The organism is Methylomicrobium lacus LW14, from assembly GCF_000527095.1.
In the GTDB taxonomy this organism is placed as follows: Bacteria; Pseudomonadota; Gammaproteobacteria; order Methylococcales; family Methylomonadaceae; genus Methylomicrobium; species Methylomicrobium lacus.
On the sequence record NZ_AZUN01000001.1, the window covers coordinates 3488691 to 3515687 of the forward strand.

Below are 26997 nucleotides of genomic sequence, written 5' to 3' on the forward strand. Positions count from 1 at the left end.
AATAGGGCGATTAAAATTTTTTGAGAGAGCACTGCCTTGAGCGAGCAACAGAGCCTGAATTACAAAAGCGCCGGCGTCGATATTGAGGCCGGCAACAGCCTGGTCGAACGAATCAAACCGATCGCCGCGAGAACGCGCACCGCCGGCGTAATGGCAGGTCTCGGCGGTTTCGGATCGATGTTTGAACTGCCTTTGGACCGCTACCGCGAGCCGATACTGGTGTCCGGCACCGACGGCGTCGGCACCAAGCTGAAGCTGGCGATCGACCTGAACGTGCATGACACGGTCGGCATCGATCTGGTCGCGATGTGCGTGAACGACATCATCGTGCAGGGCGCCGAGCCTTTATTTTTTCTCGATTATTTCGCGACCGGACGGCTCGACGTCGATACCGCCGCGGCGGTGATCGAAGGCATCGGCAAGGGCTGCGAACAGGCCGGAGCGGCGCTGGTCGGCGGCGAAACGGCCGAAATGCCTGGCATGTACGCGGACGGCGAATACGATCTGGCCGGCTTTTGCGTCGGCATCGTCGAGAAAAGCAAGGCGCTGGATGGAAGCAAGGTCAAGGTCGGCGACAAACTGATCGGCATCGCCTCCTCCGGCCCGCATTCGAATGGTTACTCGCTGGTCCGCAAGATTCTCGAAGTCAGCAAAGCCAAACTGGATGCGCCATTCGAGGGCAAAACCCTCGGCGAAACCCTGCTCGCGCCGACACGGATTTACGTGAAGCCGCTGCTCGCGCTGCTCGACAAGATCGACGTGCATGCGCTGGCGCACATCACCGGCGGCGGCATCACCGAAAATTTGCCGCGCGTGCTGCTGGACGGCATCAACGCCGAGATCGATCTGTCTGCCTGGCAATTGCCGCCGGTATTCAAATGGCTGCAAGCGCAGGGCAATGTCGCCGAAGCCGACATGCTGACCACCTTCAACTGCGGCATCGGCATGATCGTCTGCGTCGCAGCGGAAGACGAGCAGGCGGTTCTGGACACGCTGACCGCTTTGGGCGAGACCGTATATCCGATCGGCAGGCTGATTGCGGGCGAAGGCAAGCCGAAAGTCGTTTACGCGTAGCGTATCCATCGACTCCGCTTCCCAAGCGAAGACCTGCCGGCTTTCAAAAACCTGGCAGGTCTGTCCTTTCAAACCTGGCTGTAAAACTCGCTGTCCTTATACCCGTCATGCGCATGCCTGAGCATGACCATGATCACCGAAGCGGCAGGCAGCGCCAGCAGAATCCCTAAAAAGCCGAACAATTGCCCGCCGGCCATGATCGCGAAGATCACCGCGACCGGATGCAGGCCGATCTTGTCGCCGACCAGCATCGGCGTCAGCAGCATCCCTTCCAGCAGTTGGCCGACGCCGAATACGGCCAGCACCCAGACTAGATGCGCCGCATCATGAAACTGCAGCACCGCGGCCAGCGAGGCGCTGACGATGCCGACGATCGCGCCGAGATAAGGTACGAAGCTGACCAGTCCCGCCGTCATGCCGATCAACAGCGCCAGATCGAGCCCGGTCAGGCCGAGCCCGATGCTGTAAACCGCGCCGAGCGCCAGCATCACATAAAATTGCCCGCGCACGAACGCCGACAACACCGCGTCGAACTCGCCGGCCAGTCCGGCGATAGTCGGCGCAATGCGCCGCGGCAGGAGGTCATGCAGCTTGGCCATCAGGCTATCCCAGTCGCGCAGCAGATAGAACGTCACGACCGGAACCAGCAGCAGATTCATGATCCAGGCCAGGATCATGCCGCCGGAATCCGACAGCGAGCGCAGCAGCACGGTCGCCGCGCCGCCGGCCGTCTGCCAATGGCTTTTGATCAGGTTGACCGCGGCCTGGGTTTCGAGCGGCTTGATGTCCAGATTGAAACGTTGATGCAGCCAGGGAATCGCGGTCTGGTTCAGCCACTCGGCATAGGCCGGCAGGCTGGCGATAAAGCGTTCGAGTTGATGTTCAAGTTGCGGCAGCAGCCAAAGCAGGATCAGGCCGAATGCCAGGGTCATCGCGAAAAACACCACCGAGACCGCCTGCGTCCTGGATAGCTTGAAGCGCTCCAGCCGGTCGGTCAACGGATCGCCCAAATAAGCCAGCATCAATGCTACGGCAAACGGCATCAATACCGGCGCGAGCAGGTAAGTCAGCCAAACGGTCAGGCCGATGAGCGAAAAAAGCTGCCATTTTTGTGAATCGGTCATGGATCTCATTCGGGATAAGTTATTGTGCTGCTCAGTATGACGATAAATGACCTCAGCGACAACTGCATTGATTGGCGACTCGCATGCAATGGCTGCTATTCGCTTACTAAACGCATTTTTCACTAAAGCCGGTCCGGGAAATTTTTAGCGCTTTAAATGTAAACGCCTTTGGGCGCTCAGCGCGCGGCTTTGTCAGTTGAGCGGTGCTAAGTCATTGAGGTTGTTAAGCAAGATTAAACTTAATCGCTAAAGTGATCTCGAAGAATACAATCCATTTGGTTTTTTAGTTTTGATCTGCTTTGGAGGCATGTTATGAAAAGTAAATTGTTCATTTTTTTGATCTTGCTGTTCGGTGCATTGGTTGCGTGTAGCGAGATGAAATCGCATCCGATGGACATGAGCCAAGCGGTGCAAAGCGCTACGACAAAAGCCGATCATGAGGCGCTGGCCAAACATTATGAAGAAACGGCGGATGAAATGCAGGCTAAAGTCGATGAACACAAGCAACTTCTCGAACAATATCAGGCGAAAAGTTATTTATATGGCAGGCAGGCGGAAACTTTTAAACAGCATTGCCAAACGCTGATAAACGCATATCAGATCGCTGTTACCGCAAATCGCGCGATGGCCGAGGCGCATAGGGAAATGGCGCAGCAATAGCGATGCGAGGGAGTTGCGCGCTATTCGGGAGCGGGGTGACTAAACGTGGTTAATGCTGCCGCAGGATGCCTTTCACGACCCGTAAGGCTGAGTGCGCGGCGCCATTCGAATGCGTATCCTCGGTAAAATCGCCGGCAAAATAAATACGGCCCTGCGGTGTTCTGAGCGCATCGGAAAGTTGATCGAAACGCGACCGTCCGACCGGCCAGGACGCTATCGCGCGCGGATGATAGCGGTAGTAGGTCATTTGTTTGACCGCTGACCTGAAACCGGGCCATTGTTTGTCGAGCGCCGCGAGCAGCATTTCGCGAATCTCGTCGGGGCTGCCGATCCTCGAATTGAAACGTTCCGCATAGGCGCCGGTCACCAGCAAGTTCAACAGCGCATCCTTGCCGGCCTCGGAATGGCCTTCGTAGATCACGCCCAACGGGCCATCGGTCAGAATCGGCAGGATGCTTTCGCCGTCTTGCGTCCAATAGCGGCTGGCATTGCCGTCAACTCCGAGGTGGGCGGTAAAGTAGGCGCCGCCGCTCTGGGTCTGTATCGCTTCCTTGCGCTCTTCCGACAGCGGCGGATCGAACTGAATGTCGTTGAGCCTAAACAAAGGGATCGCGGTAATCACATAATCGGCGTGGTAAATCTTTTGTGCGTAGGTGCCCTGGTCGGTTGCGGTGACTTCGACGCCGGACGCGGTCGATCGAATGTGCGTGACCAGTTGATTCAGACGGATGTTATCGCGCCCGATTGCATCGGCGATTTTTTCCGCGGCGAGATGGTTGCCGCCGATCACATGGTAGGGCTGTGTGCCTTGTCCCGAGAAGATGTGCCATTCGGCGATGCCGTCGAGCGCGCTGATTTTTTCCCAGGAGGCGGCAAACTCCGGTTCGGTTTCGAGACGCACAAACTCCTGCGCCTTGGGCGACAGGCCGCTCGTTTGCCGGATCCAGTCGGCGAACGAAATGTCCTGTAACGATTCGAGTTCGCGGGTGAGCGGGCGATGGTCAAATTGTAGATACAGTGCGGCCATTTTTTGATCCCAGGCCCGGTAGGCCGGCATTTCGTCCTTGCCGATGAAGGCTTCCAGGAACTCCAGATTGGTTTCATGCGTGAAAGGATGGATCTTGCCCTGATAACTGAAACTTGAAAAGCTGGTGTAGGCGGTTTCGAGCGGAATATCTAGCTCCCGAAAAATAGCGAGCGCCGGATTGTTGCCCCAAAACTCTGCCAGTCCGACTTCGGCATGGGCCTGATCGGCATAGCGGGCGGTGCGGATGCGGCCGCCGATGTGGGGAGTCATTTCGAGTATCAGGGCTGTTTTGCCGGCTTTCTGCAGTTGATAGGCCGAGCTGAGGCCGGAAAGGCCCGCGCCGACGATCAGCACGTCGGCGTTCTCTTTCGCCGCGTTTTGATGCAACGGCGGCGTGCATGCGGGCAGGCACAAGATCAGTAAGGCGCAGAGGCTTGGCAAAAGTGAGCGGGATACGTTTTTCATGGGCAATGGGATCCAGTGATGGCGAAAGTCCGGCCGGGGGAAATTCTATTGCCAATATAGCAACGAAATGATCAAATGCATAAAAGGGTTTTGTGACATGGCTGGATTCTGCCGGTGATTTCCAGGCGTTCGATTTGTCACGGTATTGTCACCGGCTTGTCCTATTCTGAGCCATTTTTTGATCGCTTAAGGCGCCGCAACAAAGGACTTCCCGTATGAATTATTCCGCGACCGTACAAGGCAAATCGTATCAGTTCAGGAATCTCCGAACCGTGATGGCGAAGGCGTCGCCGCGGCGGTCGGCCGATGAATTGGCAGGGCTTGCGGCGGAGACTGAGGTCGAGCGCGCGCTGGCGCAGCGGCTGTTGGCCGACGTGTCTTTGCGGCAATTCATCGAAGAGCCGTTGATCGCCCCGGAACAGGATGAAGTCTCGCGGCTGATTCTGGAGCGGCACGATGCGACGGCATTCGCGCCGGTCGCGGCGCTGACGGTCGGCGAGTTTCGCGACTGGCTGCTGGCGGGCAAAGGCGATTTGGCGGTGCTGGCGCCAGGCTTGATGCCGGAGATGGTCGCCGCGGTCAGCAAGATCATGCGCAATCAGGACTTGATCGCGGTCGCGCGCCGCTGCCGGGTCGTGACCCGTTTTCGCAATACCTTGGGCTTGCCGGGAAGGCTCTCCACGCGCCTGCAGCCGAATCATCCGACCGACGATCCGCGCGGGATCGCCGCCTCGATTCTGGACGGGCTGCTCTACGGCAGCGGCGATGCGGTGATCGGCATCAATCCTGCGACCGACAACTTGCAGAACGTGCATACGCTGCTGAATCTGCTCGATGACATCATCGGCCGCTACGACATACCGACGCAATCCTGCGTGCTGGCGCATGTGACGACCAGCATCGAGCTGATGCGGCGCGGCGCGCCGGTCGATCTGGTCTTTCAGTCGATCGCCGGCACCGAGGCGGCGAACCGCAGTTTCGGCATCGATCTTTCCCTCTTGCGCGAAGCCAGGGCGATGGCCGAGGCGCTGGGGCGGGGCCGTCTCGGCAGCCATCTGATGTATTTTGAAACCGGCCAGGGCAGCGCCTTGTCCGCGAACGCGCATCACGGCGTCGATGCGCAAACCTGCGAGGCGCGTGCCTATGCGGTCGCGCGCGAGTTTTCGCCGCTGCTGGTCAATACGGTCGTCGGCTTCATCGGGCCCGAATATCTGTATGACGGCAAGCAGATCATCCGTGCCGGGCTCGAAGATCATTTTTGCGGCAAGCTGCTCGGCTTGCCGATGGGCTGCGACATCTGTTATACCAATCACGCGGAGGCAGACCAGAACGACATGGACACTTTGCTGACGCTGCTCGGCGTCGCCGGCTGCAATTACATCATGGGCATTCCGGGCGCGGACGACATCATGCTGGCCTATCAAAGCACCTCGTTCCATGACGCGCTCTATCTGCGCGAGGTGTTGGGGCTCAGGCCGGCGCCCGAATTCGAGGCCTGGCTGAATGCGATGGGCATATTCGATGGGCGCAACCGACTGGCTGACGGCCGTCAGGCCACGCGCTTGCTGAGTCATTTCGGCGGACTTTCGGAGCTGACGGTATGAATGATCCCTGGCACAATCTCCGCCGTTTCACCCAGGCCAGAATCGCGCAAGGACATGCCGGCTGCGGTTTGCCGACGGAGGCATCACTCGATTTTGAACTCGCGCACGCCTTGGCGCGGGATGCGATTCATCAGCCCTGGGACATCGAGCGCTTTGCGGAAGAGGTCCAGCAGATCGGTCTGGAGGCCTTATGTCTCTCGACGCCGGTTGCGGACAGGGTGCAGTATCTGCAAAGGCCCGATCTCGGGCGCGAGCTCGACGAGGCCAGCCGGCAGGCGTTGCTGGCGCGTCAGCAACCGGCGGTCGATGTGGCGCTGGTGATCAGCAACGGCCTGTCCTCGATCGCGGCCGAACGCCATGGCTTGCTGCTGCTAAAGGCTATCGTTGCGGTATATCAAGGCATCCCCTTGCGCTGTGGCCCGGTCTGTTTGGTGCCGAATGCGCGGGTTGCGCTGGCCGATCAAATCGGCGCCTTGCTGAATGCGCGCCTGTCGGTGATCGTGGTCGGCGAACGTCCGGGGCTCAGTGCGGCCGACAGCCTGGGCATCTACCTGACCTATGCGCCGCAAATGGGCAGGACCGATGCGGAGCGTAATTGCATCTCGAACATCCGTCCACCGGAGGGATTGTCCTATCAGGCGGCCGCGGCGAAGCTGGCTTATCTGAGTTATGAAGCCTTGCAGCGGGGTCTGTCGGGGGTGGGGTTGAAGGACGACATGCCCAGGCACTTGCTGGACTGAAAAGGAAAATTGGAGCCATGCGCGGCATGGCTCCGAAACTCACAAAGCGATCGTTTAGATTTTCTTTTTGATGATGGTCTTGCCGTCGATGATCAATTCGGAGATGCCGCCTATTGAACCGTGCAGCGTGCAAGAGGCTTCCTTGAAGTTTTTCTCGCCCTTCCATTTCAAGGTGATGTAGGTTTCCTTGTCGGTTATTGTATCCTCAGAAGGGAAGAACGCTTCTTCACCGGTTTCTTTCAGAATCGCGGCCGGGCATTTCTGGTTGGCCATTTGCTGGATCGCGACATAGTTTCTGAGCATCGACTGCGCTTCGACTTGCTGCGGCGATTCCTGCTTGCTGACTCCGACGACGATGAAGCCGACCACGAACACGCCGATGACGGCCCACATCAGCTTAGTCGTATCACTCATTTTGGTATCTTCAGTCTCTTCACTCATTTGGCACCTCTGATTGTTGTTATTAAGGATTTGTCCCAGGTATGCTCAGCCCGGTCTCCAGGCTAACTTCCTTACGAATTCTAAGCGAATTAGGATCTCCCGGCAATGTAAAGTGCCGAATCACGGAAATGAGACTTAAAATTCTATCCCTTGTTCCGCCTTGATGCCGCGTTGATAGGCGTGCTTGATCATCGTCATTTCGGTGACCGTGTCGGCGATCTCGATCACCTCGGGCGCCGCATTGCGTCCGGTCAATATCAGATGCATCCAGCGCGGCCGGTGTTCTGCAATGAATTCGGCGATTTCCTGGCCGCTGATCCAGTGGTAGCCGCAGCAGTAATTGATCTCGTCCAGCACGACCACGTCGAACTCTTCGGACATGATTTTTTGTTTGCAGAGCTCCCAAATCTCGCGGCTGGTACGGATGTCCTGTTCGGGATTCTTGGTGTCCCAAGTAAAGCCGTCGCCGAGCGCATGCCATTCGATATTGTCGAAATGCTGGGCGGCTTTTTGCTCGCCGGTCTGCCATTGGCCTTTGATGAACTGGATCACGCAGACTTTCATGCCCCAGCCGGCAGCGCGAAACGCCATGCCGAACGCGCTGGAAGACTTGCCTTTGCCTGGGCCGGTGTTGACCACGATCAGGCCTTGGCGTCTGTTTCTGTCTTTCATAGGTTACGAAGTTGATTATGTTGAATTTGGAAAAGCGTTAATCCAAACAGGGCTATAAACAGCCTTGCTCGAACAGGCGGCGGTGTTCTTCCCGCGTCGGGAGGCCCGGGCGCGCGCCCATCTTCGTGCAGCACAAGGCGCCTGCCGCGCTGGCATAGCGCAAGCACTCCTGCCAAGCCATCCGCTGCGACACCGCCGCCGCGAAGGCGCCGTGAAAGGCATCGCCGGCGCCGGTCGAATCGACATCGGCGATCTCGAAGGCCGGCATGAAGCCTTGTTCGCCGCCCCGGCGCCAGAACAGGCCTTTTTCGCTGAGCGTAATTACCACGTTCGGCGCGACCTCGGCCAATCGAGCGAGCGCGCTTTCAACCGAGCCTGCAACCTGCATGGCGAATTTTTCCGAGCAAACCAGGTAATCGACCTGAGTCATCAAGGCCTGCGTGCCTTCGTGCAAGGAGCCGGCATCGAGCACGGTCGGTATCTTTTGCGCGCGAAGCTTAGGGCAATAGGCCGCAGAAACCTGCGGCTCGTGGCCGTCGAACAGCACCACGGCGGGATTGATGCCGCTGAAATCGAGCGCGTCGGCGGGCAAGGGGTGAGTGCCGACCTTGTAATTGACCAGCGCCCGCTTGCCGTCGGGCTTCACCAGCACCGCCGAGATCGGCGTCGGCGCGGGGCCGCGCAGGGTCAATCCGGTGTCGACGCCGTGCGCATTCAGTTCCTGTAAGTGCTTGTCGCCGTAGACATCGGCGCCGAGGTAGCCGGCGAAGGCGGCCTTGAAGCCGAGATTGGCGACCATGATCGCCGCATTCGCGGCCGGCCCGCCGCCACAGTCGATGAAGCCGGTCGCGAAGGTCTTCTCGTCTTCGGCCGGATGATGATCGACCGAGAACACCAGATCGTAGGAGGCATGGCCGATACAGAGCACATCGACGTCAAGCAGCGGTTTTGTCATGGTTTTGGGTGTGGACAGCTCAGCAAAATGCGCGTTATTCTAATCGAAAACCCCAATCACCTTTGCCGTTTTTGATCCTGGAGGCCCCCGCTATGCAGATCAGTCCCGAAATTTTGCCCCGCATCATCCAGGCGATCGCCGAGGCGATCGAAAAAAACGCCGAGGCAGTGACTCAGCTCGATCAGGCGATCGGCGACGGCGATCACGTGGTCAATCTGCAGCGCGGCCTGCATGCGCTGCAAGCGCAAAGCGCGGAGATCGGGCAACTGGATTGGGCGGCCGCAATGCAGAAAATCGGCATGACCCTGATGTCGACGGTCGGCGGCGCCTCCGGGTCGCTCTACGGCACCTTGTTCGTGACGATCAGCAAGGCGCTGCGCGATAAGACGGTCGACTTGCCGGCCTTTGCGGCCGCGTTCGCGCAGGGCGTCGAGTCGGTCAAACTGCGCGGCAAGGCCGATGCGGGTGAGAAGACGATGCTCGACGTGCTGATTCCGGCGGCGCAAAGTTTGCAAAATTCGGCGGACGCATCAATCTCGTTGCAGGATCTGCTGGCCGCCATCACCGGCGCCGCCGAGACCGGCGTCGAGGCGACCCGCAACATGCTCGCGACCAAGGGCAGGGCGTCTTTCCTCGGCGAACGCAGCCTCGGGCACATCGATGCGGGCGCAAAAACCGCGCAGTTGATGATCGCGGCGATTGCGGCAGTGATCGCTTCTTCAGGCGCCCCAGCGTAAGGCGGCGGTATTGACCGGCGCGTCCCACAGCCGGATCAGCTCCTCATCCAGCCGCGTCAATGTCAGCGAGCATCCGGCCATGTCCAGCGAGGTCGTGAAATTGCCGACCAGCGAGCGGGCAATGACGACGCCGCGTTTCTCCCAGTACTCGGCAGCCAGGTGATAGATCAGATGCAGTTCGATCAGCGGCGTGGCGCCGAAGCCGTTCACATGCAGCAGCACGGCCTGGCCTGGTTGCGGTTTCAGTTCTTCATCGATCGCCCGGGCCAGATGCTCGACGATCGCGCTGGCATTTTCTAGCGGCATCGTTTCGCGGCCGTGCTCGCCGTGGATGCCGACGCCCATTTCCATTTCCTGATCGCCCAACTCGAAGGTCGGCTTGCCGAGCGCGGGCACCGTGCAGCTGGTCAAGGCGACGCCGATCGATGCGGTGGACTGGTTGATGCGGTCGCCGAGCGCCTTGCAGGCCGCGAGGTCCGCGCCCGCTTCGGCGGCAGCGCCTACCATTTTCTCGACGATCAGGGTGCCGGCGACGCCGCGCCGCCCGATGCTGTGCGTCTTGGGTAGCGACACGTCGTCGTTGACCAGCACGGTCGCATTCGGGATTTCGAGCATTTCGGCCGCAATTTCGAAATTCATCACGTCGCCGGCATAATTCTTCACGATGAACAACACGCCGCCGTCCTGATCGACCGCTTCGGCGGCGGCCAACATTTGATCAGGCGTCGGCGAGGTGAAGATTTGCCCCGGGCAGGCCGCATCGAGCATGCCAAATCCGACAAAGCCGCTGTGCAGCGGTTCGTGACCCGAGCCGCCGCCCGAAATCAGCGCGACTTTGTTAGGCTTGCCTGTTTTAACTCGTTTGATGAAGTGCGGTTGCAGGTTCAGTTCGACGATGTCCGCATGCGCTTTCGCAAAACCCTTCAGGCTATCTTCGAGCAGGCTGTCGATGTCATTGATGAATTTTTTCATGTTTGTGGCTCCGGCGGTTAGTTGGCTTGGCGGCGCAGGGCTTCGGTAACGGCGATGATGTCCGGCATCAGCCAGGTCGGTTGATAAGCGGAGGCGCGGAGATCCTCTTCGCTCGATATGCCGGTCAATACCATCAGGCTGCGAATGCCGGTGCGCACCGCGCCGAGGATATCGGTTTCGAGGCGGTCGCCGATCGCGATCGTTTCGGCGGGGTCGGAAGCCAATAGTTTCATCGCCTGCCGGTACATGATCGGCTCCGGCTTGCCGATCACCATCGGCGAAACGCCGGTCGCGGCGGTCAGCGCGGCCAGAATCGCGCCGTTGCCGTGGGTCACACCGTATTCTGTCGGCAGGGTCGTATCGGCATTGGTGGCGACGAACTGGGCGCCGGCCCGGATGTTCAAGGTTGCGGTTGCGAGTTTGGCCCAGCTCAGCGTCGAGTCCTTGCCGCAGACGACGATGTCCGCGCCTTGCGCATCCGGGGTTTTTTCGGTTTTGAGCTCGTACAACCCGGTCAGCGTAAAGCCTTGTTCGCGCAGGGGCCCCAAGGCGCCGTCCTCGCCGACCACGAACACGCGGGTCGAAGCCGGGTCGGTGTGTTCGGCGAGATACAGCGCGGTCGCCATGCCGGACGTCAAGACTTCATCCCTGGAGACGGTCACGCCCATGCCGGCGAGCTTATTTACATATTGATCCTGCGTCTGGCTGGCATTGTTGGTCGCCAGGATGAAGCGGATTTGCAGGTCGCGCAGGGTTTCGAAAAACTCGCACAGGCCGGGCTGGGGCACGCTGCCGTGCCAGAGCACACCATCCATGTCGATGATCATCGCGCGGATAGACTTGAAAGATTCCATAAAATGTTTTCTCATCACGAACAAGGTGCGGAGCGGTTGGTGGGTCTTTGCAACTCCGCCGGTTTATTCTCCTGCAAGCGGGGCTGCGGAGAGTTGAATAATGTTGAAGTCAATGTAGACAGACGCCTTAATGGGTTAACCTGGCATTAGACCTTGACTCGCAACAGCTTGGCATAAGATTCAGGCGCTTGTCCAGTCCGTTTGCAGGAGAGTCGGGGCCGAAAAAGGCGGGGTTAGGAGGCAGGCGGCGCGAGTGATCGTAAGGGGCATCAGGTTTTACGTTATCTGCCGCGAAAAAGCGGAAAATTCCGTTCCAAAACGCCAAAAATCGCGTATTTTTGATCACGCTAGGAGCCTCGGTTAAAGGTGGTAAAATCGGCAAAAAACAGCGGCTAACTGACTGAATAGTCGGTTGTTTTTGACGTGACCGGAAAGGCCGGCAGAAGGCGCCATTACTGTATTCAGCACGGATCATTGACATGACTCCCCTTTCTACTTTACAGTAGCGTTCGCATTAAACAGGTAATCACCTAACTACAATAACAAACCATTGGAGCAATATCATGGCAAAACCATTAATTCAAATCGCATTAGATTCTCTGGATTACAACGCAACTATCGCGCTGGCTGAAACCGTAGCGCCACACGTTGATATTTTCGAAATCGGCACTCCTTGCATCAAGCACAACGGTGTTAACCTGGTTAAAGATCTGCGCGCCAGATTCCCGGACAAACTGATCCTGGTTGACCTGAAGACTATGGATGCCGGCGAATACGAAGCGACTCCTTTCTATGCAGCAGGCGCTGACATCTGCACCGTTCTGGGCGTATCCGGCCTGGCAACTTGCAAAGGCGTTATCAAAGCGGCTAACGCACATGGCGCAGAAGCTCAAATCGACCTGATCAACGTTGAAGACAAAGTAGCTTGTGCACGCGCAACCGCTGAAGCCGGCGCTCACATCATGGGCGTACACACCGGTCTGGACGCTCAAGCCGCTGGCCACACTCCATTCGGCGACCTGAGCGACATCACCAGATTGGGCCTGAACGTCAGAGTTTCTGTTGCTGGCGGTATCAAAGCTTCTACCGTACAAGACGTCGTCAGAGCCGGTGCGAACATCATCGTGGTCGGCGCAGCGATCTACGGCGCTCCATCCCCAGCTGACGCTGCTCGTGAAATTCGCGAACTGGTTGAAGCTGTATAACAATGCATCAGCAACTCATCATAGACAAGATTTCAGGCATTCTGTCGGCGACTGATCCGTCCTATGATCAACGCCTGACCCAGATGCTTGACAACGCCAAACGTATATTTGTTTCAGGCGCCGGTCGTTCCAAGCTCGTCGGCAATTTTTTTGCGATGCGGCTGGTGCATGCCGGTTATGATGTCAGCGTTGTGGGTGAGATAGTCACGCCAAGCATCAAAAGCGGCGACTTGTTGATTATCATTTCAGGCTCGGGCGAAACCGAGCAGCTGATAGCCTTCACGAAAAGTGCGAAAAAAATCGGCGCGGACATTGTGTTGATTTCGGCAAAGAGCAGCTCAACGATAGGCGACATGGCCGATGCGGTATTCCAGATCGGCCAGGCTGAACAATACGGAAAAGTGATCGGAATGCCGATGGGTACGGTTTTCGAACTGTCGACCCTGTTTTTCCTGGAAGCGACCATTTCTCATATCATCCATGAGAAGGGCATCCCGGAAGAAATCATGAGAGAAAGGCACGCTAACTTAGAATAGCGTAAACCCAGAACGGGCGGCTCAGGCTGCCCGTTCTTTTCTCATGTATTTGGCGACGAAATCATCTGACGCTGAATAGGCTGATTAACTCAACATAATTTACCAACGAAGGAGAAGACTATGGCATCGCGCCGTGTATTAGCTAACGCCATTCGCGCTTTGAGCATGGATGCAGTACAAAAAGCAAATTCGGGCCATCCAGGCGCCCCGATGGGTATGGCGGATATTGCCGAGGTTTTGTGGAACGATCATATGCACCACAATCCGGCCAATCCAAAATGGCCAAACCGCGACCGCTTCGTGCTGTCCAATGGCCACGGCTCAATGCTGATTTATTCCCTGTTGCACCTGACCGGTTACGACTTGTCGATCGATGATCTGAAACAGTTCCGTCAGTTGCACTCCAGAACTCCAGGCCACCCCGAATACGGCTATGCGCCGGGTGTAGAAACCACGACCGGCCCTCTGGGACAAGGCATTACCAATGCTGTGGGCATGGCGATTGCCGAAAAAGCCCTGGCTGCGAATTTCAATAAAGACGGTCATAAAATTGTCGATCACAAGACCTATGTGTTCCTGGGTGACGGCTGCTTGATGGAAGGTATCTCCCATGAAGCCTGCTCACTGGCGGGTACCTTGGGTCTCGGCAATCTGATCGCATTCTGGGACGACAACGGTATCTCTATCGACGGACACGTCGAAGGCTGGTTTACCGACAATACCCCTAAACGTTTCGAGGCCTATGGCTGGCATGTCATTGCCGACGTCGACGGACATGATTCACAAGCGATTGCGAAAGCGATCGAGTTGGCGAAAGTCATGACCGACAAGCCGACGCTGATCTGCTGCAAAACCACAATCGGTTTCGGTGCGCCGAACAAAGCCGGCAGCCATGCTTGCCACGGCGCTCCGTTGGGCGAAGAAGAAATCAATCTGACCAAGGCGGCTTTGGGCTGGGATCACGGTCCTTTCGAAGTGCCTGCCGAAGTCTATGCGGGTTGGGACGCGAAAGCGAAAGGCGCGGCGGCCGAGAAAGCCTGGAACGAGGCGTTCGCTGCCTATAAAGCGGCCCATCCTGAACTGGCGGCCGAATTCGAACGCCGGATGAGCGGCGAACTGCCTGCGAATTGGCAAGCCGATGCGGACAGCTTTGTTGCCTCCGTGAATGCGCAAGCCAAAACCACCGCGACCCGTTTGTCATCGTTGGCATCGATCGAAGGTTATGCGAAATTGCTGCCGGAAATTTTCGGCGGTTCGGCCGACCTCGGCTGCTCGAACATGACCGAATGGACCGGTTACAAGCCGATGCGTGCGAACAAGCCGGACGCGAACTATGTGAACTACGGCGTGCGCGAATTCGGTATGTCCGCGATCATGAACGGTATCGCCCTGCATGGCGGTCTGGTCCCGTTCGGCGCGACCTTCCTGATGTTCTCCGAGTATGCGCGTAACGCACTGCGGATGGCCGCATTGATGAAGATCCGTTCGATCTTCGTCTATACCCACGACTCGATTGGTCTGGGCGAAGACGGTCCAACCCACCAGCCGATCGAGCAAATCGCGACGTTGCGGATGATTCCGACCATGCATGTCTGGCGTCCGTGCGACGCGGTCGAAACGGCGGTGTCCTGGCGCGCGGCGATCGAACGTAAAGACGGTCCGTCTACGCTGGTGTTCTCACGGCAAAACCTGCCGCATATTCCGCGCAGCGAAGCGCAAATCCAATTGATTTCTCGCGGCGGTTATATTCTGAGCGACAGCGAAGGTCAACCGGATGCGATCATCATCGCGACCGGTTCCGAAGTCGAGTTGGCGGTAAAAGCGGCCGACGAACTTCGCGCGAAAGGCAACAAGATTCGCGTCGTTTCGATGCCGTCCACGAATATCTTCGATGCGCAGGATGCACAATACCGTGAATCGGTATTGCCGGCGGCCGTTACCAAGCGGGTTGCAGTCGAGGCGGGAGTCACCGAAGGCTGGTGGCGGTATGTCGGCAGCAACGGCCGTATCGTCGGTATCGACCACTTCGGTGAATCGGCGCCGGCAGGACTGCTTTTCAAGGAGTTTGGCTTCACCGTTGAAAATGTCGTCAAGAACGTGGAAGCTGTACTTTAATTGAAAAAAGACGGGATGACTCGTTCATCCCGTCAGTTGACGAGATCCTGGGCATTGCAGAGGCACAACTCGGCGTATACAGGATCTCGATCCACATACTTGGACTTATTAGGGTGAACAACGTGAAAATTATAAATATAACGAACGGCGCTTTTGCGGCATTACTGTTGGCCAGTTCTGTTGCGGGTGCGGATGCCCAATATCCGGCGTCCGATTTTCAACCGAAGGTGCTGTATCAGGATGCCGAATACAAGCATCAAGGCGCATCTGCTGCGACGGCCGCGCCATCCAGCGCAAAGCCGGCAGACTCGAAATATCCGGCGTCCGATTTTCAACCGAAAGTCGTTTATTCGGACCCTGGCTATAAGGCGCCCTCTTCAACTGGCGCGGCGGCTGCAAGCAGACCGCAAAACAAATCGGTTGAGAGTTCATCGGCGGCTGCAGAACAACAGTCGACTGCTGCTGTAGAAGAAGCCAAGCCTGCTGCCGAAGGTAAAAAGGAAGAGTCCAATTTCGTCTATCTGATCGGATTGGCGGTACTGGCTTTCGTCGGCGTAGTTTTCTTCAAGAAACAAGCGCGGCCTGAAGGTCATGCGGCGCAAGGTGCTGCGCGCACAGTCGTTGCCGGCGCAACCGGCGTGGCAAAATACCTGAACCGTAAAGGCGGAACCGGCGTGTCCAGATACCTGGAGCAACACGTCAAATCCGTGGCGGCTTCTGCGCCGCTGACCGGCGTTGCCAAGTACATGGCAAGTCAAAAGCCATCTACCGAAAGCGCTTCGTCAAAGCCAGCTTCCCGCGTCGAAAAATATTTGCGCGACCGGGGGTAAGGGATGGATCAAGCTTACTTGATCAGCTTGGTCGAGGGATTTTATCCCTTCGGTAAGCGATCCAAAACAGGTGCGAAAAAACAGCAAACCTTGACTCACTCCGGGGAGATTTACGAACAATCTTCCGGGGTGCCCGCAAAGGCGCCGGTCATGGAAACCAATACCGGCGTGTCGCGCTACCTTCGGAGCCGGCCCGTCGACTCCGGTGTGTCGGCGTATCTGAAAAAGAGCAACGCGCAACCGATGAGTGGCGTCGGTAAATACCTGGTGACGCAGTCGATCAAAGTCCGGGAAGTGACCCGCGTGAGCGGCGTCAGCAAATATCTGGCGCGCTTCGACAGCGAAACGTCTGCCAGCGGTGTCGCCAAATATGTCGCCAAGCAAATCATCCAAACCCAATATCTGCCCAAACGCACCCGTGTCGGCAGATATATTACCCGCCAGGAAATCGCCGAAGCGAAGCTCGCCGCATTGACAGGCGTCGCGAAATACCAGGCCGAGCAGGATTTACTGCAAAGAAAAATCGACGCGCAAAAACTGATCGAACATTATCGTGAAGAAGAGGCGCGCATCGCTGCCGAAAAGGCGGCGCTTGCGGCTCAGCAGGAAGCGGTCGTGGAGCAGGCGCAGCCTGCCGAAGTTCAGGAGACGCCGGCAGAAACCAGAGTCGGACGCTATTTGCAGCAAAAAGCGAAAATTGACGACGAAAAGCCGGCCGTCAGCAAGGTTGCCAAATATATTGCGCAGCAAGTCGTTCGGGATAGTCTGAAACCCCGTCAAAGCGGCGTTGCCAGATACCTTGCGAAAAGCCGAGTCTATACGGCAAAACCGGTCGTGAGCCGTGTTGCCAAATATCTGGAAACGCAGGCCGTACTTGCCAAAACCAAGCCGGCATTTTCGGGGGTTGCAAAGTATTTGATCAAACAAAGGCTGGCGTTGCCCAGCAAGCCGGCCAAAGTCAGCGGGGTAACAAAGTATCTTGTTCAGCACGCGCAGACCGTCGGTGACATCGCTGTTGCGGCGAAAAGCCCCGTCAAGCAGGCGTTTGTGTTGACCGGTGTTGCCAAATATCTGAGTCTGCAAAACGAGGCGGCTCAAGTGTTGGCGAGTCAGGCCGATGTTCCGGCCGAGATCTGTTTGGAAGGCGAATTCATTCCGGCGGCGGAAGCCCTGGAAAATGAGTCGGCTAAGCCTAAAAAAGTCAGGTCGACCCGGGTTTCTAAATATATCAATGAGCACCAGGCGGCGGCAAAAAATGAAGCCGGTGCCAAAAAGCCGACAGGTGTCGATAAGTACCTGTTGCAATCTGCATAACCCAAGATATTGAGCCTGCGTTCGACCAGCGCGAATACAGGCTCTTTATTTTGTTCCAATCACGCTGGCCTGTCGCCAGGCGCCTACGTCTGTGGGCCTCATCTCTCCCTATTACGTCAAAATGGGGCTCTGCGGCCCGGCTTACCGCTATCGCGGCTCCTCTCCTCCTAGAATCCATATCGGGCCGGCAGAGCATCGACTCATTTCTCACTCCGCAATTGTCTTCCTTAGCAAAGCCCGCACAATGCGATATGGCCCGCCGTATGGGGGCATTCATCTAACTGTGATCGAAACCGCGGCTGAAACCTGCTCCGTAATTTGACTCATTCAGTAGTGTCGTATAAACACGAAATATGGTAATATTTCGGAGGCATTTGTTATTTTAATTATAAATTTGTAAGGTGCATATTATGGCTAAGAATTTACTAGAACAACTCCGGGAAATGACCATCGTTGTTGCTGACACCGGGGACATCCAGGCTATTGAAACCTTCAAACCTCGCGATGCGACCACCAACCCTTCTCTGATCACCGCGGCGGCGCAAATGCCGCAATATCAAAGCATCGTTGACGATACCCTAAAGGGTGCGCGCGACACTTTGGGTCGTGATGCGGCGCCTGCACTGGTGGCTAACCTGGCGTTCGACCGTCTGGCGGTTTCCTTCGGTTTGAAAATTCTCGAAATCATCCCGGGCCGTGTTTCAACCGAAGTCGATGCGCGTCTGTCTTACGACACCGAAGCGACGATCGCCAAAGGCCGCGAAATCATCGCGCAATATGAAGCAGCCGGTATTTCGAAAGACCGCGTCCTGATCAAAATCGCTTCGACCTGGGAAGGCATTCAAGCCGCCGCGGTTCTGGAAAAAGAAGGCATTCATTGTAACCTGACCCTGTTGTTCGGCATTCACCAAGCGATCGCTTGCGCCGAAAACGGCATTACCCTGATTTCGCCATTCGTCGGCCGCATCCTGGACTGGTACAAGAAAGATACCGGTCGCGACTCTTATGCGCCAGCCGAAGATCCAGGCGTTGTTTCCGTGACCTCGATCTACAACTATTACAAGAAATTCGGTTACAAGACCGAAGTGATGGGTGCGAGCTTCCGTAATGTCGGCGAAATCACCGAATTGGCCGGTTCCGACCTGTTGACCATCGCGCCATCGCTGTTGGCCGAACTGCAATCCACCGAAGGCGAATTGCCGCGTAAACTGGATCCTGCCAAAGCCGCCAGCATGCAAATCGAAAAAATCACGATGGACCGCGCGACTTTCGATCGCATGCACGAAGAAAACCGCATGGCGAACGACAAGCTGGCCGAAGGCATCGTCGGCTTCGAAAAGGCACTGGTATCTCTGGAAGATCTGTTGGCCAAGCGTTTGGCCGAGCTGGAAAACCAGTTGGAAACCGCGTAAGCATAAACGATGATAATCTCCGGCATCGGCTCGTCCGGTGCCGGAAATTTGAAGGCACTCTAAATACGGCGTGGTGTGCGCATCGGCGCCTATCAATTCTTACAGTCCAATATGTCAAACAAAATTTTAGATGTAGTTAAACCCGGTGTCGTGACCGGTGAAGATGTGCAGAAAGTCTTTGCGATCTGCAAAGAAAACAAACTTGCATTGCCAGCGGTCAACGTGATCAACACCGATTCGATCAATGCGGTGCTGGAAGCGGCGGCAAAAGCCAAGTCTGCGGTGATCGTGCAGTTTTCAAACGGCGGCGCACAATTTGTCGCCGGTAAGGGGCTGAAGCTGGAAGGTCAAAAGACCGCGATTTTGGGCGCGATTTCGGGTGCGAAACACGTTCATCTGATGGCCGAATACTACGGCGTTCCGGTTATTTTGCACACCGATCATGCGGCGAAAAAACTGCTGCCATGGATCGACGGCCTGTTGGACGCCGGCGAGAAACACTTCGCGGAAACCGGCAAGCCTTTGTTCAGCTCGCACATGCTGGACCTGTCCGAAGAAAGCCTGAAAGAAAACATCGAGATTTGCGGCGAATACCTGAAGCGTATGTCCAAGATGGGCATGACTTTGGAAATCGAACTGGGCGTGACCGGCGGTGAAGAAGACGGCGTCGATAACTCCGATTTGGATCATTCGATGTTGTACACGCAACCGGAAGACGTCGCCTATGCCTATGAGCATTTGAGCAAGATCAGCGATCGATTCACGATTGCGGCCTCGTTCGGCAACGTACACGGCGTTTACAAGCCGGGCAACGTCAAATTGACTCCGAAGATTCTGGACAACTCACAAAAATATGTGTCCGAAAAATTCAATCTGCCGGCCAAGACCTTGAACTTCGTCTTCCACGGCGGTTCAGGTTCAACTCCGGAAGAAATCGCGGAATCGATCAGCTACGGCGTCGTCAAGATGAATATCGATACCGATACCCAATGGGCGACCTGGGAAGGCATCATGAATTTCTACAAGAAAAATGAAGGCTACCTGCAAGGTCAAATCGGCAACCCGGAAGGCGACGACAAGCCGAACAAGAAGTACTACGATCCTCGCGTTTGGCAACGTGAAGGCGAACTCGGCATGGTCGCACGTCTGCAACAGGCGTTCCAAGACCTGAATTCGGTCAATTCGCTATAATATCGCCAAAAAATCACAGGCTTATCGCGTAAGCCTGTGATTTCCTCTTGGGATACTCCCTTTTGTATCCTTATCTATCGTTCTCGCTGAATCAATCGTATTTGATATATTTGAAGCGCGGGTCGTCGGGTGTTCCTTCCAGTGCGCCGCCTTCCTTGCCCGGCTGCCACATGATCACTTCCTCGATTTTGCGCGCCAGTTCGAAGTCCTTGTTCGTAATGCCCTTAGCGGCATGATTCACCAGCTTGACGATTACAAAAGCATAGGAAACGGTCAAGTCGGGGTGATGAAAAGCGGCTTCCGCCAGATGGCCGACCGTATTCACGACCATCAGCGTACCTTTCCAGCCGCTGGTTTTGTATTTGCGCCGAATCCAGCCGTTTTCAAGATACCAGTGCGGTAGTTCTTCCTTCAGCCGCTCTTCAACTTCGCTGTCTGTATAAGTGTCTTCGTGTTTGCGTTCGCGCCAGCCCATGATAAAAGCTCCTGTCCGGTGAAAGATGAGTCTTCGATTGTAAACGATTTGGCATTATCCGGAAAAAATAATGCGTGATGAAGGCGGTTTGCGTGTTAGCCGGTCAGGCGAAATGACGGGAAGCGACTCAAGGCAGGTGTCGGGGTGAAAAAAGTTAAGAGAATAATTATGAAACTTTTCTTAACTCGCGTTGTTTAGTAGTTACGAGAGATGTGTAAAGATCGACTTTGAACTACAGTTTTAATAGAGGAGAGGTGGTCCGTAGCTGATCGGCAGAGGAGCCTTTCTTCGCGCCACATGCTGTGACTCGCAGCCTGCCGGCGTGAAGCGCTATATTGAGATTCTTAAAGGAAGGACATGGTCATGTTCAAGAAATTTATGATAGTAATCAACTTGCTCGGTAGTCTCTGTGTTTTTGCGGTGATGTGTCTGTCGAAAGGCCTGCACAAATCCAAGAAATACAGGAAAGAGACGGTCAGGAATGGCTGGTTCTGGCATTCGAGTTAACTTAGAAATGCACAAATGCCAGAGCCAGTCCGCTGGATTGGCTTTGTAGCATTGCATTAAGGCTCAAAGCGCTTTGCGTCGCAGCCTTTTTGATAAAACATCAGCGATGGCGGGAACGGCGTCACATCGATGGTTAATGTGGTCTCTTGGTCGAAGGCGGCCACGGGGCCGGATGCCGCATTGAGAAAGTTTTTCGTCAATTGCGCGGCCAATTTTTCCTGCGCGACATCGTCCCCCAAAGAAAAAGGATCGACGGCCAAATTGGTCTGGCCGATCGCCTCTTCCAGGGCTTCCGAGGCTAAGTGCTGTATTTTTGCCTCAAAATCCTTGAAGATTTCCTTCGGCTTGTCGCGCTTGATGCGCTCGAGATCTTGCGGGTCGGCATATACCAAAAAAGACCCGCTGGCGCCCTGGGATTCATTTTTGCAAATACCGCCATCCATGATTCTGACCAAATTCAGGGTCTTGCCGTCTTTGGTCGTCGTCAACGGAGGATTGGCGGCGGCGTCATAATTTTCGGCCGGTTTTGCCTGCTGCGGCGCCGGTTTAGCCGTGGCTTCTACGGCGGCAGTGTTTTGTCGTTGAGCGGGTTGGGTCGAGCAAGCGCTCAGCAGGGATACGGCGACAGCGGTAAATGTTTTTACCCGGGCTTTCATAGTTTTTTCTGAAAAATAAAAGGGAAGTCTTTGTCATAAGATCGGCAAGGATCTCGTATTATAATACGAACCCGTCGCGGATGAAGATCCGGTAAGATATTAACATGCAAGCAGCCAAAGGAAATTATCTTTGAAAATTCTGGTAACGGGGGCGGCCGGCTTTATCGGCGCAAGCTTATGCGGCAAACTGTTGGCGCGAGGGGATGAAGTCGTTGGTATCGATAATTTAAACGATTACTACGATGTCAGCTTAAAAACGGCGCGCCTGCAATTGTTGACTGACTATGAGCAATTCAAGTTTATCAAACTGGATATTGCGGACGCTTCGGCCCTTGAGGCGCTGTTTCAGCAAGAAAAAGTGCAAAGGGTGGTTAATCTTGCCGCACAGGCAGGCGTCAGATATTCCCTGACCAACCCGCAGGCCTACGTGAATTCAAATATTCTTGGCTTCATGAATATTCTGGAGGGATGCCGGCACCAGGCGATAGAGCATCTGGTTTATGCCTCTTCAAGTTCGGTCTATGGCGCCAACACCCGGATGCCGTTCTCGGTGCATGATAATGTCGATCATCCGGTGTCGATGTATGCGGCCAGCAAAAAAGCGAATGAATTGATGGCGCACACTTACAGTCATCTTTTTCAGCTTCCGACCACGGGGCTGCGTTTTTTTACCGTTTACGGGCCGTGGGGGCGGCCGGATATGTCGCCGATTCTGTTTGCGCGCAATATCCTGGAAGGCAAGCCGATCGACGTGTTCAACTTCGGTAATCACCGGCGTGATTTTACTTATATTGACGATATTGTCGACGGCGTGATTCGGGTGCTGGATCAGCCGGCCAGGTCGAATCCTGAATGGACGGGGCAGAACCCCGATCCCGGCAGCAGCAGGGCGCCTTACAAGGTCTATAATATCGGCAGCAATCAGCCGGTGCATTTACTGACCTTTATCGAAACGCTCGAAAAATATCTCGGCAAAACCGCGGTCAAAAATTTATTGCCGATGCAGCCCGGCGATGTGCCCGACACTTATGCCGATGTCAGCGATTTGGTGCGCGATTTTGGTTATCAGCCGAGTACGCAACTGGAAGAGGGGGTTGGGCGTTTTGTGCGCTGGTATCTGGATTTTTACGGACATGCCGGCCGGTGACCGAAAAAACAGATGCCTGCGCGGTTTTGCTGACAAGTTTAGCTTCGGTCGTGCGATGAGTGAAGCGGGCCGTCCATGGCGCTTAAACACAGCAAGCAGAATACAAGCGCCGGGGGCGCTTGAGAGTAAAGCATCGGGCTTCGCTCCGGCGCCACATGGGCGCCGCAAAAACGCGCCGGGCGAGTATGCCGGCGGTCGTCTTACGCTACAGCGCGTAAAGACTCGTCCTCATAGAGGCGTTTTTTCTTCCAGCCGGCGAATTTACTTTCGTCAAACTCCAGATCGTTATCGATCGCATATTCATAGCAGCTTCTGAACAGGCGCGCGGTGCGGAAGGCGTGCAATTCGTCATCCGCGGTAATCTTCGCGACGTTGCCGACCTGGAAGGTCTTGTTCTTGGATTTGCCGTTATGGACCCAAAATACGGTGTAGCAAAGATAGCTCTTGTCTTTGCGGTGGTCGTATTTGATCGTCTTCGAAACGCCGGTGACGCCGGTCGTGGTTTTATTTTTCGGCGGTTTTAAAAAGCGTGTCTTACTGCCTTTTAAGACGACCAGCATCTGGTCGCGCCAGAGAATCGCAGCTTGCAAAGACTTGGCTTTGTTTCCCCATAATTTATGAGAAAAATAACGGCTGCTTTCCTTGCCGCGGCGCACGATGCGTACTTGATAACCGAAAACGTCCGGTTCGGTGATATGTTTATTTTTTGCCATGGAAGAAGCCCCTCACAAAAACGACATAAAAGTTAATAGCGGTAAAGCTAGGTTGCCTATAAACGTAGCGGCTTAAGCTTTTTTTAAAAAAAAAGAAAGAGCAGAGCTACTATGTTTGTAATCTAATGATTACAAATTATGACCAAAGTTCTGACAAATGCAAGAAAAAAATGACAATCAAGTGAAAAAGTTCACTTGAAAAAAGCATAAATTTCCGAGGATTTTGGTGTAGAATGCAAGGATTCCACTTTCAAGTGGCTAATCGTGAGTTGATAACTATCTGCTTTTTATAACTATTTTGGAGAAAAACGATGAGTGTTTTAGTTGGTAAACAGGCACCGGATTTTACCGTTCCTGCGGTGTTGGGCGATGGTCAAATCGTTGATTCTTTCAGCTTTTCTGACGCCACTCGCGGCAAATACGCAGTCCTGGTTTTCTATCCGTTGGACTTTACCTTTGTCTGCCCCAGCGAGTTGATCGCGTTAGACCATCGTATCGACGAATTCAAGAGTCGTAACGTGGAAGTGATTGCGGTATCGATCGATTCACATTTCACGCATAATGCCTGGCGCAGTACGCCGGTCAGCAAAGGCGGTATCGGCCCCGTGCGTTACACGATGGCGGCGGACATTGCGCACAGCATTTGCAAGGATTACGATGTCGAAGCTGAAGCGCCGGCCGTGGCTTACCGCGGTTCTTTCCTGATCGACCGCAGCGGCGTCGTGCGTCACCAAGTGGTTAATGATCTGCCGCTCGGCCGCAACATGGATGAACTGGTGCGTATGGTCGATGCGTTGCAATTCCACGAAGAGCATGGCGAAGTCTGCCCTGCCGGCTGGAACAAAGGCGATGCCGGTATGAATGCAAGCCCTACGGGCGTTGCGGAATACCTGGATAAAAACGCTGAAAAGTTATAATAGCTTTTGAAAAACTGTCCCAGAGGCAGTTATCTGGGGCGCATTGCACACTAAGCAATGCGCCCTGCTTGGCAAGATTGTCCGGGCGGCTATTGATCGTTGTGTGGTGCAGATTCTTTCGCGGCATTCGCAATCAGTTTTTTACGAATGAAAAAACACACGATAATGCCCGCGAGCGCCGGAATTTGAGTCACCAGAAATAATGATGTCGGGTTCTTGGCGAACATGTCGCCGAGCGGATGCAGCACCGACAATTTGACCAGCCACCAGGTCAGCCAAAAGCCGATAAATCCGATAATGGCCCATTGCAGCGTGGGTTGCTTTTTTTCTTTGGCGGTTAAATAAAACCAGATTAGAATCGCCACTCCGGCAAATTTTGCAAGATATAACATCGTCTCCCCCCATTTTCATTGTTGGTGTGATAGGCCGCTGCCGAGGCTTGCACAGGTCTCAGCGATCAGGCGCTAATCATATTCCATATCCGCCCTTCATGACATAATTTTATCGCCAGGAGCCCGTTGTGAGAAAACCGCTGAAAGTGTTTGCGGTCATTTTCGCCATGTCGATCTTATTGATCGGCGTTGCGCTCGGCATCCTGTCGATTGTGATGGATCCTAATCAATTCAAGCCGCAGTTGGCGGAGACGATCAAGCAAAAGATCGGGCGCGAAGTCGAGTTCGCCGGCGATTTACACTGGTCGGTTTTCCCCTGGCTGGGGGTTTCGGCAGGGCCCATGCGGATCAGGAATGTCCAGGGCTTCCCGCAAGCCGACTTTCTCGGCATCGAGCAGGGCGAAATCAAGGTCAAAGTGTTGCCGTTGCTCGGCAAGCGGCTGGAAATCATCCGCATCGCATTAAAAGGCTTGCGGCTGAACTTGCTGCGCAACAAGGAAGGCGCGAATAATTGGGGTCCAATGGATTCAACAAGCGGGGCGGCTGTCGAGCCGACTCCCCCCGGCCAAGCCGCGCCGGACAAGCCCGTATCCCCTGAAAAGGCATGGGCGATCTTCGCGGTGGGCGGCGTGGATCTCGAGGAGGCGGCGATTCATTGGGACGACCAGCAAAACGGCCAGCGTCTCGATGTTGAAAATATCAACCTGAACGTCGGCAAATTGACGTGGGATCAGTTTGCCGATGTGGCACTGACTTTCACTGTCGTCGAGCCGGGCTCCGGCTATCAAGACCGCATCGGCTTTAAAACCCGGGTGTTGATCAAGCAACATATCGAGCAGGCGAATCTTGCCGATACCGAGCTGAGTCTGGCGAGGGAAGGGGGAGCGCGGCCGGATAAGGTCCTATCGGTGATGCTGACCGCGCCGGAAATCCTCTTCGAAAAAAACGGACAAAAGCTTCGGATTGCCAAGCTGCAAATTGAGTCCGGCGAGCTGGCTATCGTGTCCAGTCTGAGCGGAAGCCATTTATTCGAAGCGGCCGATGTCGAAGGACGTCTCGAAATGGCGGAGCTCAATCCCGGCAAGCTGTTAAAGCGCTTCGACATCGCGCTGCCGAAATTTCAGGACCCCGGCGCCTTGAGCCGGCTGCAGGCCGGCTTTAATTGGCATGTGGCGCAAAATGCGCTGTCGCTCGATGCCTTGCGCTGCAAGCTGGACGATACCTTGCTGCAAGGCGAGGCGCGCATCGAGGGGTGGGAGGCGCCGGCGATCCGTTTCAATTTGGCCGTCGATGCGGTCGATGTCGGCCGCTATTTGCCGAAAAACAAAACCCCGCAGGTCACCCCGTCGGCGGCCCTGGTTGGCGCGCTCTCGAAGTTGCCGGTAGGGCAGCTTAGAAAACTGGATGCGCAAGGCGAACTCACGCTCGGGCACCTGCAAATGCGCGGCATCGCCGCCGACGACCTGCGCTTGCAATTAAAGGCCAAGGAAGGCGTCATACAAACCCGGAAAAACATCAGCCGGCTGCATCGGGGCGGCTATGCCGGCAGCGTGAATTTCAATGCCGCAGGCAGGGAAAATACGATGTCGTTAGCGGAAAAAGTCGAGCGGGTAGAGATTGAGCCCTTTCTTAAGGCGATGGGCAGCAAAATCCACATCAGCGGCGCACTGACTGCTTCCGCGGCGCTGCGGGCGCAAGGGAATGACAGCAAACAGATCAGACAGGGGGCGAAGGGAAAGCTGACCTTTACGCTCAAGGATGGCGCGATCAGGGAGCTGAAGTTTCAACAGCTGATCGATCAGGCTGCCGATGTGCTCAATCATGCCCCACCGTCGCCGATGCATCACAACGGCATGGATTTTTCCGAAATCTCAGGCACGGCGGCATTGGCCGAAAGTGTGATCAAGAGCCAGGACTTATTGGTCAAATCGCCCCGCTTTCGGATGGAAGGCGGCGGCAGCACGCATATCGAAACCGGCCGGATCGATTACCGCTTTGTCAGTCATTTGGTCAAGGCGCCGGCGACCGAAACCGAGCCGGAAAAACTGCATAGCACACCAATCGTGGTTGCCATGAGCGGCACCTGGGCCGAGCCCGTCTATCGACTCGATATGGAGGCCTTGCTAACCGAGAAGAATAAGGCCAAAATTGAGAAGTTCATCGAGAAAAACAAGAGTAAAATAGACAAATTGAAAAATAAGCTGGATAAAAAATTGGGGCCTGGCGTCGACGATTTGTTCAGGAAGTTGTTCTAGTTTATTT

General features: G+C 55.4%; 27 protein-coding genes. 16 read left to right on the forward strand and 11 right to left on the reverse strand.

Features of this window, described 5'->3' with window-relative positions; all coding sequences use genetic code 11:
• Positions 1–36 precede the first annotated feature (36 nt).
• On the forward strand, positions 37–1074 hold the full coding sequence (purM, locus tag METLA_RS0116160) for a phosphoribosylformylglycinamidine cyclo-ligase (RefSeq protein WP_024299540.1): 1038 nt from the start codon (positions 37–39) through the stop codon (positions 1072–1074).
• A gap of 68 nt (positions 1075–1142) precedes the next feature.
• Here purM and METLA_RS0116165 read toward each other — a convergent pair whose 3' ends face one another.
• Positions 1143–2198, reverse strand: a complete 1056-nt coding sequence (locus METLA_RS0116165) for an AI-2E family transporter (protein WP_024299541.1) — start codon at positions 2196–2198, stop codon at positions 1143–1145.
• Between the two features lie 312 nt (positions 2199–2510).
• Between METLA_RS0116165 and METLA_RS0116170 the strand changes: the two genes are divergently transcribed.
• On the forward strand, positions 2511–2858 hold the full coding sequence (locus tag METLA_RS0116170; RefSeq protein ID WP_024299542.1) for a hypothetical protein: 348 nt from the start codon (positions 2511–2513) through the stop codon (positions 2856–2858).
• A 49-nt stretch (positions 2859–2907) separates the two neighbouring features.
• On the opposite strand, the gene METLA_RS0116175 is transcribed toward METLA_RS0116170, so the two are convergent.
• Positions 2908–4350 carry a flavin monoamine oxidase family protein gene (locus METLA_RS0116175; protein WP_024299543.1) on the reverse strand — a complete coding sequence of 481 codons (1443 nt, stop codon included), beginning with the start codon at positions 4348–4350 and terminating at the stop codon, positions 2908–2910.
• A gap of 215 nt (positions 4351–4565) precedes the next feature.
• On the opposite strand from METLA_RS0116175, the gene METLA_RS0116180 reads away from it, so the two are divergent.
• Both METLA_RS0116180 and eutC read left to right on the forward strand, forming a co-directional pair.
• Positions 4566–5954, forward strand: coding sequence for an ethanolamine ammonia-lyase subunit EutB (locus METLA_RS0116180; RefSeq protein ID WP_024299544.1), 1389 nt, complete (start codon positions 4566–4568; stop codon positions 5952–5954).
• A complete protein-coding gene (gene eutC / locus METLA_RS0116185; protein ID WP_024299545.1) occupies positions 5951–6694 on the forward strand; it encodes an ethanolamine ammonia-lyase subunit EutC in 744 nt (247 codons plus the stop codon). Before METLA_RS0116180 ends, eutC begins: the two co-directional genes overlap by 4 nt.
• Before the next feature lie 54 nt (positions 6695–6748).
• Here the strand turns inward: eutC and METLA_RS0116190 are convergent, their stop codons facing one another.
• The 3 genes from METLA_RS0116190 to METLA_RS0116200 all read right to left on the reverse strand — a co-directional run bounded on the left by METLA_RS0116190 (position 6749) and on the right by METLA_RS0116200 (position 8762).
• On the reverse strand, positions 6749–7135 hold the full coding sequence (locus METLA_RS0116190; protein WP_084480160.1) for a hypothetical protein: 387 nt from the start codon (positions 7133–7135) through the stop codon (positions 6749–6751).
• 135 nt (positions 7136–7270) lie between these two features.
• Entirely contained in the window at positions 7271–7807 is a 537-nt protein-coding gene (gene cobO / locus METLA_RS0116195) for a cob(I)yrinic acid a,c-diamide adenosyltransferase (protein ID WP_024299547.1), read from the reverse strand.
• A 52-nt stretch (positions 7808–7859) separates the two neighbouring features.
• Positions 7860–8762 carry a carbohydrate kinase family protein gene (locus METLA_RS0116200; protein ID WP_024299548.1) on the reverse strand — a complete coding sequence of 301 codons (903 nt, stop codon included), beginning with the start codon at positions 8760–8762 and terminating at the stop codon, positions 7860–7862.
• A gap of 92 nt (positions 8763–8854) precedes the next feature.
• Here METLA_RS0116200 and dhaL point away from each other — a divergent pair, with 92 nt between their 5' ends.
• Entirely contained in the window at positions 8855–9499 is a 645-nt protein-coding gene (dhaL, locus tag METLA_RS0116205; RefSeq protein ID WP_024299549.1) for a dihydroxyacetone kinase subunit DhaL, read from the forward strand.
• On the opposite strand, the gene dhaK is transcribed toward dhaL, so the two are convergent.
• Positions 9482–10471, reverse strand: a complete 990-nt coding sequence (dhaK, locus tag METLA_RS0116210; protein WP_024299550.1) for a dihydroxyacetone kinase subunit DhaK — start codon at positions 10469–10471, stop codon at positions 9482–9484. The two genes, dhaL and dhaK, sit on opposite strands and share 18 nt — an antisense overlap.
• 17 nt (positions 10472–10488) lie before the next feature.
• Positions 10489–11325 (reverse strand): HAD-IIA family hydrolase, encoded by an 837-nt coding sequence (locus METLA_RS0116215; protein WP_024299551.1) that lies wholly within the window; start codon positions 11323–11325, stop codon positions 10489–10491.
• Positions 11326–11888: 563 nt separating this feature from the next.
• On the opposite strand from METLA_RS0116215, the gene hxlA reads away from it, so the two are divergent.
• The 7 genes from hxlA (at position 11889) to fbaA (ending at position 19928) form a co-directional block, all read left to right on the forward strand.
• On the forward strand, positions 11889–12530 hold the full coding sequence (hxlA, locus tag METLA_RS0116220; protein WP_024299552.1) for a 3-hexulose-6-phosphate synthase: 642 nt from the start codon (positions 11889–11891) through the stop codon (positions 12528–12530).
• A 2-nt stretch (positions 12531–12532) separates the two neighbouring features.
• Positions 12533–13066 (forward strand): 6-phospho-3-hexuloisomerase, encoded by a 534-nt coding sequence (hxlB, locus tag METLA_RS0116225; RefSeq protein ID WP_024299553.1) that lies wholly within the window; start codon positions 12533–12535, stop codon positions 13064–13066.
• Between the two features lie 120 nt (positions 13067–13186).
• Positions 13187–15181, forward strand: a complete 1995-nt coding sequence (gene tkt / locus METLA_RS0116230) for a transketolase (RefSeq protein ID WP_024299554.1) — start codon at positions 13187–13189, stop codon at positions 15179–15181.
• A 122-nt stretch (positions 15182–15303) separates the two neighbouring features.
• Entirely contained in the window at positions 15304–16011 is a 708-nt protein-coding gene (locus METLA_RS23285; RefSeq protein ID WP_024299555.1) for a hypothetical protein, read from the forward strand.
• 3 nt (positions 16012–16014) lie between these two features.
• A complete protein-coding gene (locus tag METLA_RS0116240; protein ID WP_024299556.1) occupies positions 16015–17325 on the forward strand; it encodes a hypothetical protein in 1311 nt (436 codons plus the stop codon).
• A 410-nt stretch (positions 17326–17735) separates the two neighbouring features.
• A complete protein-coding gene (locus METLA_RS0116245) occupies positions 17736–18737 on the forward strand; it encodes a transaldolase (protein WP_024299557.1) in 1002 nt (333 codons plus the stop codon).
• A 111-nt stretch (positions 18738–18848) separates the two neighbouring features.
• Positions 18849–19928, forward strand: a complete 1080-nt coding sequence (gene fbaA, locus METLA_RS0116250) for a class II fructose-bisphosphate aldolase (RefSeq protein WP_024299558.1) — start codon at positions 18849–18851, stop codon at positions 19926–19928.
• Positions 19929–20019: 91 nt separating this feature from the next.
• On the opposite strand, the gene METLA_RS0116255 is transcribed toward fbaA, so the two are convergent.
• Positions 20020–20403, reverse strand: coding sequence for a 4a-hydroxytetrahydrobiopterin dehydratase (locus METLA_RS0116255; RefSeq protein ID WP_024299559.1), 384 nt, complete (start codon positions 20401–20403; stop codon positions 20020–20022).
• Positions 20404–20766: 363 nt separating this feature from the next.
• On the opposite strand from METLA_RS0116255, the gene METLA_RS22980 reads away from it, so the two are divergent.
• Positions 20767–20910 carry a hypothetical protein gene (locus METLA_RS22980; protein ID WP_161635420.1) on the forward strand — a complete coding sequence of 48 codons (144 nt, stop codon included), beginning with the start codon at positions 20767–20769 and terminating at the stop codon, positions 20908–20910.
• 56 nt (positions 20911–20966) lie between these two features.
• Here the strand turns inward: METLA_RS22980 and METLA_RS0116265 are convergent, their stop codons facing one another.
• Positions 20967–21566 carry a hypothetical protein gene (locus tag METLA_RS0116265; RefSeq protein ID WP_024299560.1) on the reverse strand — a complete coding sequence of 200 codons (600 nt, stop codon included), beginning with the start codon at positions 21564–21566 and terminating at the stop codon, positions 20967–20969.
• Positions 21567–21696: 130 nt separating this feature from the next.
• On the opposite strand from METLA_RS0116265, the gene METLA_RS0116270 reads away from it, so the two are divergent.
• A complete protein-coding gene (locus METLA_RS0116270) occupies positions 21697–22713 on the forward strand; it encodes an NAD-dependent epimerase (protein ID WP_024299561.1) in 1017 nt (338 codons plus the stop codon).
• Between the two features lie 200 nt (positions 22714–22913).
• Here METLA_RS0116270 and METLA_RS0116275 read toward each other — a convergent pair whose 3' ends face one another.
• Positions 22914–23426, reverse strand: a complete 513-nt coding sequence (locus METLA_RS0116275; RefSeq protein WP_024299562.1) for a hypothetical protein — start codon at positions 23424–23426, stop codon at positions 22914–22916.
• Positions 23427–23737: 311 nt separating this feature from the next.
• On the opposite strand from METLA_RS0116275, the gene METLA_RS0116280 reads away from it, so the two are divergent.
• Positions 23738–24343, forward strand: coding sequence for a peroxiredoxin (locus tag METLA_RS0116280; protein WP_024299563.1), 606 nt, complete (start codon positions 23738–23740; stop codon positions 24341–24343).
• Between the two features lie 89 nt (positions 24344–24432).
• Here the strand turns inward: METLA_RS0116280 and METLA_RS0116285 are convergent, their stop codons facing one another.
• Complete coding sequence (locus METLA_RS0116285) at positions 24433–24735, reverse strand: hypothetical protein (protein WP_024299564.1); 303 nt, start codon at positions 24733–24735, stop codon at positions 24433–24435.
• A gap of 128 nt (positions 24736–24863) precedes the next feature.
• On the opposite strand from METLA_RS0116285, the gene METLA_RS0116290 reads away from it, so the two are divergent.
• Entirely contained in the window at positions 24864–26990 is a 2127-nt protein-coding gene (locus METLA_RS0116290; RefSeq protein WP_024299565.1) for an AsmA family protein, read from the forward strand.
• Positions 26991–26997 lie beyond the last annotated feature (7 nt).

Coding starts and splice junctions, on each gene's coding strand:
- METLA_RS0116165 (WP_024299541.1), bottom strand. CDS start 2,198: ATGACCGATTCACAAAAATGGCAGCTTTTTTCGCTCATCGGCCTGACC.
- METLA_RS0116170 (WP_024299542.1), top strand. CDS start 2,511: ATGAAAAGTAAATTGTTCATTTTTTTGATCTTGCTGTTCGGTGCATTG.
- METLA_RS0116175 (WP_024299543.1), bottom strand. CDS start 4,350: ATGAAAAACGTATCCCGCTCACTTTTGCCAAGCCTCTGCGCCTTACTG.
- METLA_RS0116180 (WP_024299544.1), top strand. CDS start 4,566: ATGAATTATTCCGCGACCGTACAAGGCAAATCGTATCAGTTCAGGAAT.
- eutC (WP_024299545.1), top strand. CDS start 5,951: ATGAATGATCCCTGGCACAATCTCCGCCGTTTCACCCAGGCCAGAATC.
- METLA_RS0116190 (WP_084480160.1), bottom strand. CDS start 7,135: ATGAGTGAAGAGACTGAAGATACCAAAATGAGTGATACGACTAAGCTG.
- cobO (WP_024299547.1), bottom strand. CDS start 7,807: ATGAAAGACAGAAACAGACGCCAAGGCCTGATCGTGGTCAACACCGGC.
- METLA_RS0116200 (WP_024299548.1), bottom strand. CDS start 8,762: ATGACAAAACCGCTGCTTGACGTCGATGTGCTCTGTATCGGCCATGCC.
- dhaL (WP_024299549.1), top strand. CDS start 8,855: ATGCAGATCAGTCCCGAAATTTTGCCCCGCATCATCCAGGCGATCGCC.
- dhaK (WP_024299550.1), bottom strand. CDS start 10,471: ATGAAAAAATTCATCAATGACATCGACAGCCTGCTCGAAGATAGCCTG.
- METLA_RS0116215 (WP_024299551.1), bottom strand. CDS start 11,325: ATGGAATCTTTCAAGTCTATCCGCGCGATGATCATCGACATGGATGGT.
- hxlA (WP_024299552.1), top strand. CDS start 11,889: ATGGCAAAACCATTAATTCAAATCGCATTAGATTCTCTGGATTACAAC.
- hxlB (WP_024299553.1), top strand. CDS start 12,533: ATGCATCAGCAACTCATCATAGACAAGATTTCAGGCATTCTGTCGGCG.
- tkt (WP_024299554.1), top strand. CDS start 13,187: ATGGCATCGCGCCGTGTATTAGCTAACGCCATTCGCGCTTTGAGCATG.
- METLA_RS0116240 (WP_024299556.1), top strand. CDS start 16,015: ATGGATCAAGCTTACTTGATCAGCTTGGTCGAGGGATTTTATCCCTTC.
- METLA_RS0116245 (WP_024299557.1), top strand. CDS start 17,736: ATGGCTAAGAATTTACTAGAACAACTCCGGGAAATGACCATCGTTGTT.
- fbaA (WP_024299558.1), top strand. CDS start 18,849: ATGTCAAACAAAATTTTAGATGTAGTTAAACCCGGTGTCGTGACCGGT.
- METLA_RS0116255 (WP_024299559.1), bottom strand. CDS start 20,403: ATGGGCTGGCGCGAACGCAAACACGAAGACACTTATACAGACAGCGAA.
- METLA_RS22980 (WP_161635420.1), top strand. CDS start 20,767: ATGTTCAAGAAATTTATGATAGTAATCAACTTGCTCGGTAGTCTCTGT.
- METLA_RS0116265 (WP_024299560.1), bottom strand. CDS start 21,566: ATGAAAGCCCGGGTAAAAACATTTACCGCTGTCGCCGTATCCCTGCTG.
- METLA_RS0116275 (WP_024299562.1), bottom strand. CDS start 23,426: ATGGCAAAAAATAAACATATCACCGAACCGGACGTTTTCGGTTATCAA.
- METLA_RS0116280 (WP_024299563.1), top strand. CDS start 23,738: ATGAGTGTTTTAGTTGGTAAACAGGCACCGGATTTTACCGTTCCTGCG.
- METLA_RS0116285 (WP_024299564.1), bottom strand. CDS start 24,735: ATGTTATATCTTGCAAAATTTGCCGGAGTGGCGATTCTAATCTGGTTT.